The organism is Pseudarthrobacter sp. J1763 (genome assembly GCF_050490295.1).
GTDB lineage: Bacteria > Actinomycetota > Actinomycetes > Actinomycetales > Micrococcaceae > JBNPEO01.
The window spans coordinates 1-14,637 of record NZ_JBNPEN010000010.1 but is presented as its reverse complement, the minus strand read 5'-3'; the positions used below and the strand labels follow the sequence as shown (position 1 = coordinate 14,637).

Below are 14,637 nucleotides of genomic sequence, written 5' to 3'. Positions count from 1 at the left end.
CAGGAAAGAGTGGATAGCTTTGATGGACAACATGAGAATCTCAGTCATTGGCCTGGGATACATTGGTCTGCCGACGGCCGCAGTTTTGGCGAGTCAAGGTTTCGACGTCGTCGGCGTTGACACTAAACAGCAGGTAGTTGACGCAGTCAACGCCGGACAAGTTCCATTTGTTGAGCCGGATTTGGACGTTTCTGTTGCTGGTGCGGTGAGTCGCGGTTGGTTACGAGCTCAGTCAACTATTCCAGCGTCTGATGTGTTCATCATCGCCGTCCCTACGCCTTTCAGCCACGATCGCCTTCCGGACCTCTCGTACGTCGAAGCGGCAGCCTCGTCAATTGCCACAGTCCTGACTGGGGGAGAGCTTGTGATTCTCGAGTCCACCTCACCTCCAGGAACAACGCGTAGGATTGCTGAACTAGTTTCGACGTTGAGACCGGATATCGAGGTTGCACTAAACGATCAGCACAGCGAGCGGGCAGTGCATTTCGCTCACTGTCCCGAGCGAGTACTACCGGGTCGAATCATGATCGAAATGATCCAAAACGATCGTATTGTAGGAGGGCTATCCGGGGCGTCGACTATTCGAGCGGCTGCCCTCTACAACACTTTCTGTAAAGGACAGTTGCTGACGACAAACGCCACGACTGCGGAGACGGCCAAATTGGTTGAGAATGCTTACCGGGACGTCAATATTGCGTTGGCAAATGAAATTGCTAAGGTAGCCGACTCGCTGGGCATCGACGGATGGGAATTGATCGATCTAGCCAACCACCATCCACGGGTGAACATTTTGAAGCCGGGACCTGGCGTAGGCGGACACTGCATTGCCGTTGACCCATGGTTTCTCATTAGCGCTGCTCCAGACGAGACATTACTAATGCGGCAAGCCCGTCAGATCAACGATTCCAAACCAGCCGAGGTGACAGGAACGATACGGTCGATGGTGATTGATTCCGGCGCTAGGTCGGTGACAGTCATGGGGCTGGCATACAAGCCAGACATAGATGACCTGCGCGAATCGCCTGCCGTGGCCATCGTTGGTGAGCTTGCTGAGACCATGCCGGATCTTGCAATCAGCGTCGTTGAGCCCCACGTTAAGACGCTGCCGCAGAAACTCGCAGCATTTCAAAATGTCACGTTGGGAAGCGTGGAATCTGCAAAAACCGAAGCAGGCGTCGTATGCGTGCTTGTCGAGCACACGGCTTTTCGCGCTTATTGTCGAGAGGACTTCGCGGCACTGCGAATTCTTGATACTTGCGGACTGTGGTCGAAACAAGCTGCGTCGGCTCCAATCGCGGCAGTCCAGGCAAACTAATGCAAGTCTTAATCTATGGCAGCTGTGTATCGCGAGACGCTATGGAACTTTCGCCTCAACCCGGAGTCGAGCTCGCAGGATACTTTGCTAGATCTTCGATTATCTCTGCATTTGGTCGAAGAAAGACGGACCTCGGCACGGCCCCGGCTTTGGTCAGGTCAAGTTTCCAACGAAGGATGCTAGAGGCCGATGCGTCCAAGTCGCTTGTCGAAAATTTGCGGACACAACAATTTGACCTACTTCTCCTCGACATTATCGACGAACGATTTCACGTTCTCGTTAGAGGAGAGGAACGAATCACTGACTCGTCCGCATTCCGAGAAAGCCAGTTCTTAACCGCGAAGCCAGGGTCCTGGCGCAAGATAGCTAGCGGCAGTGATGAGCATTTCGCTGAGTGGACTATTGCCGTGGACAAACTACTGAAACTAGTAGCTGAGTTGCCTCGGAGAGTGGAGGTAGCGTTTATAGATGCTGACTGGGCGTCGACCATCGCTGGCCCGGAACTAGACAGCAAGCTAGTACATGCTGGCATGAAGCCGTCCGAGGCAAACGAACTCTATGAACGATATCGAGAATTCTTGCGTAGCAAATTGTCGGAAGCGAATCTAATTCGGCCTCCAGCCGCTGTGACGATCAGTGATCCGCAGCAGAAATGGGGTCTTGCGCCGTTCCACTATGTTCAGGAATTCTACGATTTTGTGGGAAGGAGGCTCTCTGAACTCGCTGCCACGTCTTCTAGATAAAATTTTTCATCTTCGTTGGACGTTTGAGAAGCACTGATTCATAGAACCGAATCGCTCGGTCGAAATTGAGCTCGAATTCAGCGGCGGTCGGGGGACCATGGCGCAGCAGCTCAGAGTCTGACAAATAGAAGTATTTGGTTCCGTCTACGCTTTCCCCCTCCGCTTCTGTAACGCCGTGGATGCGTTTGAAAGGCTTATAGTGGTCGCGAATATGGGTGGGATCATTCAAATTCTGGAGATAGTAAACGACGTTGAGACCGGCATTGACACGATATAGTGAAGCCAAATCGAAGCGCTGCGGGGAGGACATCGCCACATCGGTTTTGTTTTGCCCCCAAACTGAGCCGAAGTAGGCCTCCACCGCAGCCGGCAGGTAGCGAGTAACAACTGTTTGGGGCGATTGAACATAGGCCAACGACCCAGGGAAACGGATGCTGGCTCTGAGTGCCGCGAAGCCGCCGCCAGAACCGCCGACGAATATCACTCTATTTGCTCCAGAGACTGTCATAGCTTCTTTGATGACTAGCTCGATTGGGTCCAGCGCGTCCCATTCAGGGCCGCCTAGGAACCACGAAATTGCCAGCTTGTGGTTCAAATGCCACGTTGGATCTGCAAAGGACAAGTAAGTGGAAGTACGTCGTCGGAGCGACTCGGCTCGTTCAAAACGAGGATATAGATCGACTCCTGGTCGCATTGCTCCATGGAATGCCACGAAAAGTGTTTCCGAGGGTGCCAAAGAGCAGAGAAAATCGAGGTCGACGGATGGCCCCAGTCGAACGCGTTCTACGGCTGGTTCTGGAGTTAGACGAAGTGAACCAAGACTTCGGCTGAGGTGTAAGGGAAGTGCGTAGTATTCTTCTGGGTGAGAGCGTTCAGCCATTGGAGCTCAACCAATCTTTTATGACTTGGGCGGCGTCTTCGCCCGAATCAATATCAGAGCGGACGGACGATTCTAAGGATTTGCGAAATGTCTGCAGCTCAGAATCGGTTAGCATCCGGCTAAGCGCCGAAATAATTTCTTGCCTAGTTATAGCCGCCAGTCCGTAACCGAGTCGCTCAAACTCGCTGGCCCTAAGAGATTGATTATCGGTCAGCGTTTCCAAGTTGGGGATCACGATTGCCGGTGTGGTGAAGCGGACGGACTCGTGGACGGAGTTATAACCAGCGGCGATGACCATAAAATCAAAGGCTTGGAGGTAGTCGGCGATCGGATATTTGCGAAGGACGTGCACACGCAGTCGCACATCCTCGTAGTCCGGACTCAGAGGCGACAAGCCGAGAACAATGTCTACTTCCGGAGACCTCTTGAGGACCTCGGAGATGACAAGTTCCCTGAGATCATTAATGTCGTTGATGACACCTGCACCAAGCTGGACTAGTACATACCTGCGTCGGGGGTCCAGTCCCAGGTCTTGGATTGCGCGATCTCGGTCAGTGCTGTCGGCGGGCGTCGTAAGAGTTGCGGCGTTAACCTGGGTTCCTTCGCTCCTCGAAACGGGCCCGGTGTCGGCTTCAGCGGCAATGTCAAAGGGGACGAGCAAATGATCAACGATCGACTTACTGTCTTTGATTTGGGCCGTACTGGCGCCGTCATGCCAGAGGCCTCTTCTCAGCCAAATCATTTTGATCCCATGCCGGCGCGCGGATTCGTGAATGCCCCGATAAATCCAAGTCCCGTCGAAAACTATGGCGTCAGGTCGGTTGGCTCTGCAGACAGCGTCAAAAAATTCTGAAAATCTATCGTTCCATTCACGATGCGATATCCCGCTAGACGCCTTTTGGCTGGGAAACTTGAGAACCTCGAAACCTAAAGAGTTCACGATTGCTGCCGAGGAGGCCAGCGATACAAAGTGCGACTGAAAAGACTCCCGACCACTGCGTGCAATGGCCATACAGCGTGTCAGATGCCCCATGCCTGCGCCGTTGCTGGTCACGAATAAGACACGCGGAAGCTTCGATGACTCGTCGAACGATAGGCGTAGCGTTTCGTCTAAGGGCAAATGATCGCCGACTAGTCCCTCGGCCAGCGCGCGTAGACGGACCAAAGTCAACGACACTTCCTGTTGTTCGCGGCTTCGATGATAGTCGTGGCGGGACTCCGCTTCTTTCATCAGAGAAAGCTGCCGCATGGCTTTGTTCAGCCCGGAGGTTTGGTGGCGAACCAAAAAGGCACAAGACAGAGCAAGGTAAATCAGGAGACTTATGATGACGCTAGCTAGAAGGGGACCACGCTGCCCCGTGGGTGCAACGTTAATCAGAGATACCACGACAACCCCACTGATTACGCTACCTGCAGCTGCACTTAGTCCGATGCGTAGCAGTCGTTTCATCCAACGCTTCCTGAAGGTGTTGTGCCTGATTCCTGAGCTATCGAAAATTTGGAGATTCTCTGCAATAAAGCGCTCCGCGAGAACCGAGCTTCAACGACTGCTTGAGCTTTCGCTGATTGGGCTAAATAGAGGTCGGAGTTCCGCGAAAATTTAGATACCAGTTCGCTGACTTCGTCCGGCGAGCAGTATACGGCGCCGTTAGCGAACGTTTTCTCCATGTAGGCGGGCAAGAAGACAACCTTGCCTGCCGCCATGGCCTCTGCCGCGGCCATTCCAAAGGACTCTGTAAGTTGGTCGTCATGGAAGTAAGCCCAAAAGTGAACTCCTGTCAGAAACTGTGAAACGTTCATCGAGCCGAATGGGTGGACCTTGATGCCGGCAATGGCACTGGGCCCGAATTTTTTGATGAGGCTGTCTGCACCGCCAAGAATCGACGTAGAGAATTCACCGTTTTTCGACTTGTATGCTGCTTCAAAATCTTCGATCCGAGACGGCCACTTGAGCCCGTGGTCCCGGGAATGTCTTCCGAGGATCGCCGAGCTTTCTGAAGGGAGAGCCGGTGAACTTAGAACAACGTCAATTACGCCTGGCCATGTGTCCTCAGACAACCGGCTACTCTCCACGAGCCCAACGCATAACTCTCGCGTCAACTTCGACTCAGCCAAAACCATAGCGGCGACGTTGAACAAGGAATCGAGATTGAGAAGGCAGGAGCGAAGATCAAAGACCATCCCAGACCCGTCCCTGAGGAATGGCGGGTTGTTGACGATGAGCACGCATGAGCCGACCACGAGGTTGCTTTTTGCACCGTCCAAGAATGTGACCACAGAGGGATGACGGACAACGAGCAAAGCGACATTTGCTCGATCGTTCAGTCCTAAGATGTCGACATTGGGAACGTTTGTGACCTCAAAGAGCCCCGAAGCGATAGGAGACGAGAATGAGTTGAGGGGAGAATCGATCTGAATTACACCGACTCGAAGCCCCGATGACGACGCCAGTCGAATTTCAGTGAGAGTCAGCGCCGTAGTTCCACCTGGGAATTTGAAATCCGTTGCGAAGACAACGTCGTAGTCGCCAAGGTGTCCGTTCCTGGGACCGGGTTGCATGTTCCGTGGGATCACAAAGGGTCTCGATGGCTCGTTGTTGATCGCAAAGGATCCTGAGTTCTCGGCACGCTCATGCCACGCTTGATATGCGAACATGTATAGCAATCGGGATGGGTCAACGTATCCACGAGAGAGTTCGCCTGCGGTTAGGGATCCTGTCCGAGTTCTGGTGAATGACAGAGGGACTTGACCGACAACTGGAACTGCCTGACCCGTGAACTTGACCAATCTGTCACGGAATTCTGCGTCTGCGCCGCGATTAACTGCGTCCCACCCACCCAGTTGCTCCAAAATCGAGCGTCGTACCATAAGGGATGAGAAATTCGGTTGGGTAAACTGGGGATTGTTGTTGATGCGTAAGAAATTGATTTCAGGTGTGCATCGAACATGCTGACTCATATTGGCCGCTACCGCAGGCGTTTCCAGTAGAGCTTGAACTTGCAGCTCGATTTTCTGAGCGTGAGACCAATCGTCGTCGTCATGGATGGTCACGAATTCTCCCCTCGCCACGCTCAGACCAAGATTTCGCGCGCAATAAGGTCCAAGATTTGATGATTGTCTCTTCAGCACAATTCGAGGGTCAACGGCGCATGCCTGCTGCAGCCGCGCAAATTGCTCCTCATCCGAGTGATCATCGACGACGATAATCTCCAAGTTTCGCCACGTCTGACCAGTCAGAGAACTTAGCGCGGTATCAATCAGGTCGGCCCCGTTATATGTCGGCACTATGACGGTTACTAAGGGTCCGTCAATTGTCGCCTGGTCAATGTTCGTTCGAAGGGTATCAATTGAGGGTACTTGGGGATTAACCATCGCTACCGGAGCCAGTGCATGTCCCTCGATCAATTCATTGAGACGCTCGAGCCAAACATTCGTGGTCGCTTGGTCCTTCAGACCTATGGCGTTCAGGGATAACAGCGAAGCTTGGACAGGGAAATTGGACTTAGTTCTAAATCGAGATAAGGCATCGTGTAATGTCCGATCCGCACCGAGAATACCCAATGCCTCGAGGTAGATAAAGCGGTCAGTTCGTCCAAGTTCTTGGGTACCGAACTGTTTTTCCACGAGTTTGAACAATCGCGCGGCGTCCTCAACATCGGTTCTTAGCGACTGTTGGTTGACTAGAATCCGGGCGAGCGAAAGCATAGCCTCGGGGCGCCAGGTGGGAACCGTCTCCGAAAATACTGAGGAACCGCCGCCTACGTCGAAGACTGCAACCTGGCGCATCAAATCAGCGAACCGGGATTGTCCGTTAGTGGCCCGACGAGCAAATGCATTTCGGATGTCTTGGCTACGGGATCGTAGGGCGAATGTCTCAAGCTGCGATTGGGCTGAGTCCATTCGCGAGGCGTACTCAAATTCCGGGCCTATGCCATGCTCAGCCCTCTGAAGGCGTACTGGTGAGTCGGATTTCTTGGCTGCCTCGTTGGAATCTGGCCTTTTGTCCCGCTTCTCAAGGCGGGCCAGCGCAGATTTAATCTGTTTGGTTCGAAGATTTGACGTCCGACCGTTGGTGACAATTATGGCCAGCGCGGCCCAAGAGAACAGAGCGAAACCAGCTACCACCAGAATGCGGAGATCGAGAATCGAGCCGACGACGGTGGCCAGCAGTCCTGCACTCGCAATAAGACCGCCGACTGCCTGCCATTTACCTATGCCTTTGAGCACTCGCACTCGCAAATTCTAAAGACGGTCCGCTGAATCGGACTTTGTCGCGCCGCGAGTGTCGAAGAAGATCTTTGCGCGTGAGCTCAGATCCTCGACGTCGTACGCCGTGTGGTTCTGAAGAAGCACAACGACGTCGGCGTCCGAAACGGCATCGCCAAGGTCCTTAATCGACTCGTAGGTCCGACCTGCAGCCGTCCACGTAGATACTTTCGGGTCGTGGTAGGAGATTTCTGCTCCGCGTGCCGCTAGTACTTCGGCGACATCCATAGCGGGTGATTCGCGCTGATCTGCGATGTCTGACTTGTATGTAACGCCTAAGAGAAGGACGCGGGAGCCGCGAAGGGGTTTCAAGGTATCGTTCAGCAGCGACTGTACTCGGTCCACGACATAGCGGGGCATGGAGTTGTTAATTTCTTCAGCCAGTTCCACGAAGCGGAACGGGTATCCCAGGGCGCTGCGAACCTGGTAGCTCAAGTAATTCGGATCGATTGGGATGCAGTGGCCCCCTACGCCCGGGCCCGGGTAAAACGCTTGGAATCCGAAGGGCTTAGTTTTGGCGGCGTCGATGACGTCCCAGAGATCAATGCCCAGCTCGTGGCAGAACTTAGACATTTCGTTGACGAGGGCAATATTGATGTGACGATAGGTGTTTTCGAGGAGCTTCGCCGTTTCGGCTTCCTTGGCACCCTTGACTGGAACGACGGTGTCAACGAACTTGCTGTAGAAATCCGTGGCCAATCGAGTCGATTCTGAGGTGACACCACCGACTACTTTCGGCGTGTTTTTAAGCTTGTAGACCTTGTTTCCGGGGTCGATTCGCTCGGGGGAGAAGGCTAGGTAGAAATCAGAATCGATCTTGTGGCCTTCAGCTTCAAGGATGGGTTGGCAAAGATCCTCGGTGGTGCCGGGGTAAGTGGTTGACTCTAGGACCACAAGAGTTCCCTTTGTGAGGTGTGCCGCAATAGTGGTGGTAGCGGAAGTAACTGCTCGCAAATCGGGGCTTCCTGCTTCACCCAACGGCGTGGGCACGCAGATGACTACGACGTCTGCATCTTTGATCACGGATGGGTCGGATGAAGCGTTGTAGCCGCCATCGATCATGGCTTGGATTTCGGAATTGCTGAGGTCATCGACATGCGACACGGCATTGTTCAGGTTGTCGACGACAGCTTGGTTTAGCTCTAGGCCGGTCACGCTTAGTCCGGCAGACACTGCGCCTTGCGCCAATGGCAATCCGACGTAACCTTGACCAATAACAACGAGATTTTTCAACCGTTCATCCTTCTTCAACGTTGCCCTAATGGAAAATGTCGGTTCATACCGAATTTGTCGGGAGGATCTCTCCAGCTGGAGTTTTGTGACCGATCCCGACAAATGCAATCCCCGATGACCCCTTGGATGGGATGTCAGTGAGCCGTGCCAAAAGACGGCGCGATCCCCAAGTCTGATGATCATACCGTCTTGACGATCGATGCCTCATATCGACAGCATAATTTTAGGGCTCGATTGTCAGCGATTTACTAGGTAAAAAGTGGCGCGTTACATCTTGCATAGATGGTTCGGCCCATGGCAGTCGGATTTCAGCGGAAAATCGGGCCCACTAACTCTTTTTTCCAATTGTTTAGGTACTGCATGGTGTCGTGGCGATTCAGGGGAAAGTGCCCTCCGCGAATCTTGCTCCAAGCACTGTAGATCTCCATTCGACTCCGACTGCGCGCCCAGGAATGCTTCATTTGAAGCTCGGCGAGACGGGTAACGAACGGCACGTACTGAGACATTAGATGACTCTGATCTCGATTATTTTGCAGGTACAGGAAATCCGGTACGTGCTGCTCGTGAACGAAGCGTTCGATGACGTCGATTCGGTGCAGGTAGTCCGCATCTACGTGCTCAATTGACTCGAATCCCAAGCCGGCCTTGGCCGCGTGGTCGACGGCCTTTCGGACGTGGTAGAGCCGTAGGTTTGTTTGTGGAATATCTGCGATCACACTTGAGCCGGGGAGGCAAGCCGCCATATGGAAAGACGCGAACCCGCCAGCCGATCCGCCATAGAAAATGACGTCTTCGTTGCTGAGTCCCAACGACGAAGCCGTTTTCGCCACTATTGCCGACATCTCACGTGCGTAATCTCGCTCTCTTGTGCCGATCCACCAACCTGCATCGAGCGCGTCATCAAGATAGAGGGTGGGATCATTCAGGACGAGCGCCGAACCATCGAGGTCAGCAGTCCAGCTCCAGCGATGGAAGAGCGGCAAATTCACTTGGCTTCGAGTCAGTGCGCTCTGGCCAATTACGACCAACTTACGGGATCTCGAACGCAAATCTGAAAGCATGTCGAACTTGACTCCATCGAGATCGACGCTCAGCGTGTGCACTTCATCGACAACGGGACTGTAGGAATCAATCCCAACGTAGTCATATCGAGTGGTTGGGAAAGGAACCGATGGAGGGTTGAATGGAGATCCTTCTGGTTGGGCCCGGATGAGCCGTGACATATGACCGCCAATTTTCAGGGCGAACTCCTTCGGTAGATCCACTGTGCAACCTTGGACGAAGATTTGAGGAAACTCAGACTTTTGATAATTGCGCACGAACGCCAGCACATGAACGTTTGGGGAAAGGGCTTTATTCAGGGCAACATAATCGATGCTGGGCGCTCCACTAGGCGCCGATACCAGTGCCACCACACGTTGGTCTTGAATGCCAGTCGAGCGCCAATAGGTCATGAATGATTCGAGGTTGGCGGTCCTAGACTGGCCCCGCTGGAAGTTTGATGTCAGATCTCGGTGATGTAGCTGCATAGATTCAATGTAGGAATCAATCGTGCCGCCTGGAGCATCTAAATTCACAAGCCAATCGATGACAGCCGGATCTTGGTCGAACATATGGTTAAGTCTCCTGGAGGACAGCACCGGTCGCAGCGGCTTTAGTAGAGGTCGCCACATTCTACATGTTCGTGCAAGCGCGTTGCGATCGAATGCGAAAACTAACTAGTTGCAGACAGGACTTGCGCGCCAGACGAGGGTGATTCAGCATTGGAAACTTTGCCAGGCGGCTGGCAGCTACCGGATTGGAGGGGCAACATGAGACAGTAATGAAAGTACATAGGCGCAGGCGGTTTACCTGTGCTTGAACTTAGGAGAACGGACTCATATTTTGGCGGTCGAGGTGTCAGGGCGGTTTGACTGGATTGTAAATTTGGACGCTCCGGGGGGCGTAATAGATGCCGCCTTAGAGCACCTTCAATACGAGCATTTCCTAGCGGATCGGACTGCCGTTCGCAACGCGATCCCGCTGGAAAACGCGCGATCGCTGGCTGCCGCGATGGACAGAACTCACGTATTGGGCCTTGCGGTTTTCGAAGCTCCTGTCACTGTGGACCACTTGATTGAGATCTTAGACGCACTGCCGGAGGCATCGCAGCTTATGGTGTTTTTGCGCCACTATGTCGACACAGGCCACCCAAGCATCGTTTCCCGTCTGGTAGCGGCCGAAACGGATGACGAGTTCAAGCTGAAAGTGACTGGGCATATTCACCGCCTCGTTAGCAATCAGCCTTCCGGGTCTAAATACAATCCCAAGAATGACGAATTCCCCACAGAAACGGAAAAATTCGCGTCCATTGCTGATTACGCCCCCACCGTCGGAAAGCGAACCGTAGTCGAGGTCAATGAAGGCGGCGTCAGGTTCGAGTTCATTAGCGAGCTTAAGGCAAATTCGAAGAAGCTCGTTGTCTTCGGTCAGGACGCATTGAACCGACAAGTTGTCGGATTGCCTCACTTTTATAGGTGGTCTTGGGCTCGTGAGATCGATGCCTCGGCTTTATTCCTGAATGACCCTTCTATCTATGCCGACGAAAGGCTACTGGCCGGATGGTGGGTAGGAACTAGGGAACGTGACTACATCGAGGAAATGGTTTCGATTATTCGCAAGATCATGGCTGAACAGGGCATCTTGGCGGAAAATGTGACATTTTTCGGAGCATCCGCAGGGGGGTATTCATCGTTCCAAATGGCTGCTGTCCTCCACGGTTCCCGAGCCATTGTTGATATTCCCCAAGTTGATTTAACCAAGTACTTTGCCCGCTCCGCATCGGATGCAACCATCGCCGCCGGACTCGGCTACAAAACGGCCGAAGACGTCGAACCCGAATTTCGCCACCGCATTGACGTCGTGGAACGCTTCAGACGCGAAAAGTACGTTCCGGACTTCCTCTACCTGCAGAACAACCGAGACAGCCAGCATGTGGCGAAGCAAATGGGGGCGTTCTTGTACAAAATCAGCGAACTCATGGAAGAACACGACTGGGCGCACGCGCAATTCAGTGTTGAAACGTATAGCGCGTGGCATCTCAAAAAGGGAGGGCATTTCCCTCTGTCCCGTGCAGATTCAATTGCCCGCATCAACGCCTATATTAATTCGCCCAGACAACGGATCCGTGCCGTTCCTTCCCCCGCGGCGCGCACCAAATCGTAAAGGTCTGTCAAATGAGTGATGTCCAAATTCCATCCAGTCTCACCAACGCGAAGATTGTAATAGTCTTCGGGGCGTTTCGTTCAGGGGTTCGTGGGGGAATGCTGTCGGTCCTGTGGAGAGCTCGGCGATTCGTAGAATACGGTCTGAGCGCGCAAATATTGACATTTGATTACCATCTGGATTATCCGCTTATTCGAGAGCAATTAGTTCAATCCGGACGTATGAACGATCAAGTTGATCTTGTAAACATCCACGAATACCTAAAGTCCGATGCGTTAGATAGCCTACCGGTTATTGATGCGAAACCTGTGGGCGATGATTTCGAAGAATCAGAGGCCGATGTTCTTCGTTATAAGTTGATCATTCGCTCTCGAAGTTGGCCGATAGGGGAAGACAAGCACTTCGTTGAGTATTTCCGTGACAACGGTTCGATTTATATGCGTGCGACCGTAATCGGGGATCGCTCCATGTGGAAGGGTGCCCAAGATATTCAACTCCTAGGTTCCGACGGTCAAGTTCGCGCCGAGCTGGCATCGACACGTGATCTATGGGCGTTCTGGTTGCAACAGATTGCCGGGGATGATGAGGTGTTCGTCATTCAGGACTTCCAATACATGTCTCAGTCTGGCGACGAGATCTTCTTTGATTTGATCAGCGGTAGCAATGTCTACAATTATCGTGTTGCCCACGGCGCAACGCTGGCTGCCCCGATCACTCCCACTACACACTTGGTTCCCGGATGGGCTGCTGCTGATCGATATAACGCAGAGTCCGATGGGCTGGTGTTTCTTACGGACCAACAGCTGGAGCATTGGTCGGATCGCTTCGGCCAAAATCCCAACCAATTTTCGATCCCGCACGAATGCATGGTCGACAGTTTCGAGCAGTCGAACCAAGATGGAGAACGCTGCATCCTGATTGCCTCTTTGACACCGCTTAAACGTGTTGGCGACGCGATTTTGGCTTTCAGTGGAGTCCTCAAGAAGCGGCCAGGCGCAACACTAGAGGTATTTGGCGAGGGGCCATCGCGTGACGACTTGCTCAAACTGATTGCTGAGTTAGGAGTCGAACACGCTGTGGTGCTCCACGGGTATAGCGCCGGTGCTGCCCAGGCCTGCGCGGGCGCGGCTTTGTCATTGCTGACGAGCACACGAGAAGCATTCGGCATGACCATTCTGGAGTCCATGTCGCGGGGCTGCCCGGTAGTCGCATATGACATTGACTATGGTCCCCGAACCATGATCTCTCATGGAAAAGACGGCTATCTGGTCGAATCGGGAGATATAGCGGAGCTGGAACGAGCAATGCTCCGGGTCCTCGAAGCGGATTCAGCTTCAAGAGACCGTATGAGGGCAGCGGCTTTGGAAAAGGCGAAGACCTACAGCGGGCCAGCAGTAATTCAACGTTGGATTGACATGTTTGAATCGTCGCAGATTCGCCGTGGCGTAACCGCGGCTCGTCGCGAATCGCTCTAACAAGTGCCTGTCTTATTGGCTTCGGGCTTGTAGATAGAGAGAGCAGGCCCTGCGATTTATCGGCTGGCCTGCTCTCTTTATTTTTGGTGTAAACCGGCTCTTCGGAATCAAGGGTGTAGCGAGGGTCTGAAACCTCCGGCCTCGAGCAGGCTCCTGGCTGTGTAGTTCGCGAGGTTGCGGAAGCCGAGCGCGGAGCCGCGGAGGTGCTCGAGTCGGCCGTTGATCGCCTCTGTCGGACCGTTGCTCGTGCCGGGCAGGTCGAAGAACGCGAGGACGTCCGCGGCGCGCTGCTTCAACGTCCGACCGAGCCGGCGAATCTCGGCCAGCATCGCGGGGACGCCGCTGCTGACGGAATCGATCACCGACCGCATCATCTCCTTCGCCTTCTTCTTGTCGGGTTCGCGGTAGGCGGCGACGATGCGCTGGTAGATGCCCCAGGTCGCTTCGACCTCGACGTGCTCCTCGACCGCGAACACCGCGTCCAGCCGTGCGGTCTGCTTCTCGGTGAGGAAGCTCACGCCGGTGTGGAGGGTGCGGCGGACCCCGTAGAGCGGGTCCCCGGCGTGACCGCGGTGCCCGAGAGTGTCCTGCTGAACCCTCTGCCGGGTCCGGTCCAGGGCGTCACCGGCGAGCCGGACGACATGGAACGGATCCATCACCGGGACCGCGTCGGGGAGTTCCTCGGACGCGGCGGTCTTGAACCCACTGAACCCATCCATCGCGACCACTTCGATCTGCTTCGACCACTCCTTGGGCCGGGCGGCGAGCCACTGCTTGAACACCGCCTTCGACCGACCCTCGACCATGTCCAGCAGCCGTGCGGGACCTGTCTTGTTGCGGGCGGGCGTGAGGTCGATGATCACGGTCACGTACTTGTCACCGAACCGGGTGTGACGCCAGACGTGCTCGTCGACGCCGATCGTGGTGACGCCGTCGAACCTGGCCGGATCGTCGATCAGCCGCCGCTTGCCCTCGGCGAGGATCGCGGTGTTCGCGGTGTGCCACGACACACCCAGGCCTGCCGCGGCGCGGGAGACGGTGAGGTGGTCGACCACGATCGCCTTCAGCGCCCACCCGACCCCGCCGCGGGAGATCTTCGCCCGCGGCGCCGCCGCGTTCGTCGTGTCCTGCCGCCAGGTGCGGCGGCAGTGGCCGCACCGGTAGCGGCGCACCCGCACCAGCAGCGTCGTGGGCCGGTGCCCGAACGGCTCGTGCGCGAGCGGACGCGTCACGGTGTCGCGCGGCACGCCCTCGGCGCCGCACTTCCGACACCACGGGTCATCGTCAACGACGCGGCACTCGAGTACCGCCCGGTCGGGCTCGATCAACTGGCCGATGGCTTCGAGGCCGAGCTCATCGAGACGGCAGAACGTGGTGAGGTCAGGGGTCGCGAACGTAGGGTGGTGCAAGTCGAGGTCTTCCGGCAGATGGGCAGTGTGAGAACTTCCATCCTGGAAGACCTCGACGTCTATCCACGAACCAGCCGCCGACCCTCGACTACACCCTCAACTGCGAAGAGCC

At 54.7% G+C, this 14,637-nt stretch carries 10 protein-coding genes; 4 read left to right on the top strand and 6 right to left on the bottom strand.

Features of this window, described 5'->3' with window-relative positions:
* Positions 1-22 precede the first annotated feature (22 nt).
* Both wecC and ACQQCD_RS10525 read left to right on the top strand, forming a co-directional pair.
* Positions 23-1,315 (top strand): UDP-N-acetyl-D-mannosamine dehydrogenase, encoded by a 1,293-nt coding sequence (wecC, locus tag ACQQCD_RS10530; RefSeq protein ID WP_430268341.1) that lies wholly within the window; start codon positions 23-25, stop codon positions 1,313-1,315.
* Positions 1,315-2,058 (top strand): DUF6270 domain-containing protein, encoded by a 744-nt coding sequence (locus ACQQCD_RS10525; protein ID WP_430268340.1) that lies wholly within the window; start codon positions 1,315-1,317, stop codon positions 2,056-2,058. Before wecC ends, ACQQCD_RS10525 begins: the two co-directional genes overlap by 1 nt.
* Here ACQQCD_RS10525 and ACQQCD_RS10520 read toward each other — a convergent pair.
* The 5 genes from ACQQCD_RS10520 to ACQQCD_RS10500 all read right to left on the bottom strand — a co-directional run bounded on the left by ACQQCD_RS10520 (position 2,051) and on the right by ACQQCD_RS10500 (position 10,050).
* Positions 2,051-2,653 carry a hypothetical protein gene (locus ACQQCD_RS10520; RefSeq protein ID WP_430268339.1) on the bottom strand — a complete coding sequence of 201 codons (603 nt, stop codon included), beginning with the start codon at positions 2,651-2,653 and terminating at the stop codon, positions 2,051-2,053. The genes ACQQCD_RS10525 and ACQQCD_RS10520 overlap by 8 nt on opposite strands.
* A 277-nt stretch (positions 2,654-2,930) precedes the next feature.
* Positions 2,931-4,187, bottom strand: coding sequence for a glycosyltransferase (locus ACQQCD_RS10515; protein WP_430268338.1), 1,257 nt, complete (start codon positions 4,185-4,187; stop codon positions 2,931-2,933).
* A 197-nt stretch (positions 4,188-4,384) separates the two neighbouring features.
* On the bottom strand, positions 4,385-7,171 hold the full coding sequence (locus ACQQCD_RS10510; RefSeq protein WP_430268337.1) for a glycosyltransferase family 2 protein: 2,787 nt from the start codon (positions 7,169-7,171) through the stop codon (positions 4,385-4,387).
* A 9-nt stretch (positions 7,172-7,180) separates the two neighbouring features.
* Positions 7,181-8,437 (bottom strand): nucleotide sugar dehydrogenase, encoded by a 1,257-nt coding sequence (locus tag ACQQCD_RS10505; RefSeq protein WP_430268336.1) that lies wholly within the window; start codon positions 8,435-8,437, stop codon positions 7,181-7,183.
* A gap of 308 nt (positions 8,438-8,745) precedes the next feature.
* Entirely contained in the window at positions 8,746-10,050 is a 1,305-nt protein-coding gene (locus ACQQCD_RS10500; RefSeq protein WP_430268335.1) for a hypothetical protein, read from the bottom strand.
* A 271-nt stretch (positions 10,051-10,321) separates the two neighbouring features.
* On the opposite strand from ACQQCD_RS10500, the gene ACQQCD_RS10495 reads away from it, so the two are divergent.
* Complete coding sequence (locus tag ACQQCD_RS10495; RefSeq protein WP_430268334.1) at positions 10,322-11,641, top strand: hypothetical protein; 1,320 nt, start codon at positions 10,322-10,324, stop codon at positions 11,639-11,641.
* An 11-nt stretch (positions 11,642-11,652) separates the two neighbouring features.
* Positions 11,653-13,116, top strand: a complete 1,464-nt coding sequence (locus tag ACQQCD_RS10490; RefSeq protein WP_430268333.1) for a glycosyltransferase — start codon at positions 11,653-11,655, stop codon at positions 13,114-13,116.
* Positions 13,117-13,223: 107 nt separating this feature from the next.
* Here ACQQCD_RS10490 and ACQQCD_RS10485 read toward each other — a convergent pair whose 3' ends face one another.
* Positions 13,224-14,525, bottom strand: a complete 1,302-nt coding sequence (locus ACQQCD_RS10485) for an ISL3 family transposase (protein ID WP_364275828.1) — start codon at positions 14,523-14,525, stop codon at positions 13,224-13,226.
* Between the last annotated feature and the right edge of the window lie 112 nt (positions 14,526-14,637).

What these genes read in the sequence shown, in the direction of transcription:
- ACQQCD_RS10500 (WP_430268335.1), bottom strand. Translation starts at nt 10,050, where the DNA reads ATGTTCGACCAAGATCCGGCTGTCATCGATTGGCTTGTGAATTTAGAT.
- ACQQCD_RS10490 (WP_430268333.1), top strand. Translation starts at nt 11,653, where the DNA reads ATGAGTGATGTCCAAATTCCATCCAGTCTCACCAACGCGAAGATTGTA.
- ACQQCD_RS10525 (WP_430268340.1), top strand. Translation starts at nt 1,315, where the DNA reads ATGCAAGTCTTAATCTATGGCAGCTGTGTATCGCGAGACGCTATGGAA.
- ACQQCD_RS10515 (WP_430268338.1), bottom strand. Translation starts at nt 4,187, where the DNA reads ATGCGGCAGCTTTCTCTGATGAAAGAAGCGGAGTCCCGCCACGACTAT.
- wecC (WP_430268341.1), top strand. Translation starts at nt 23, where the DNA reads ATGGACAACATGAGAATCTCAGTCATTGGCCTGGGATACATTGGTCTG.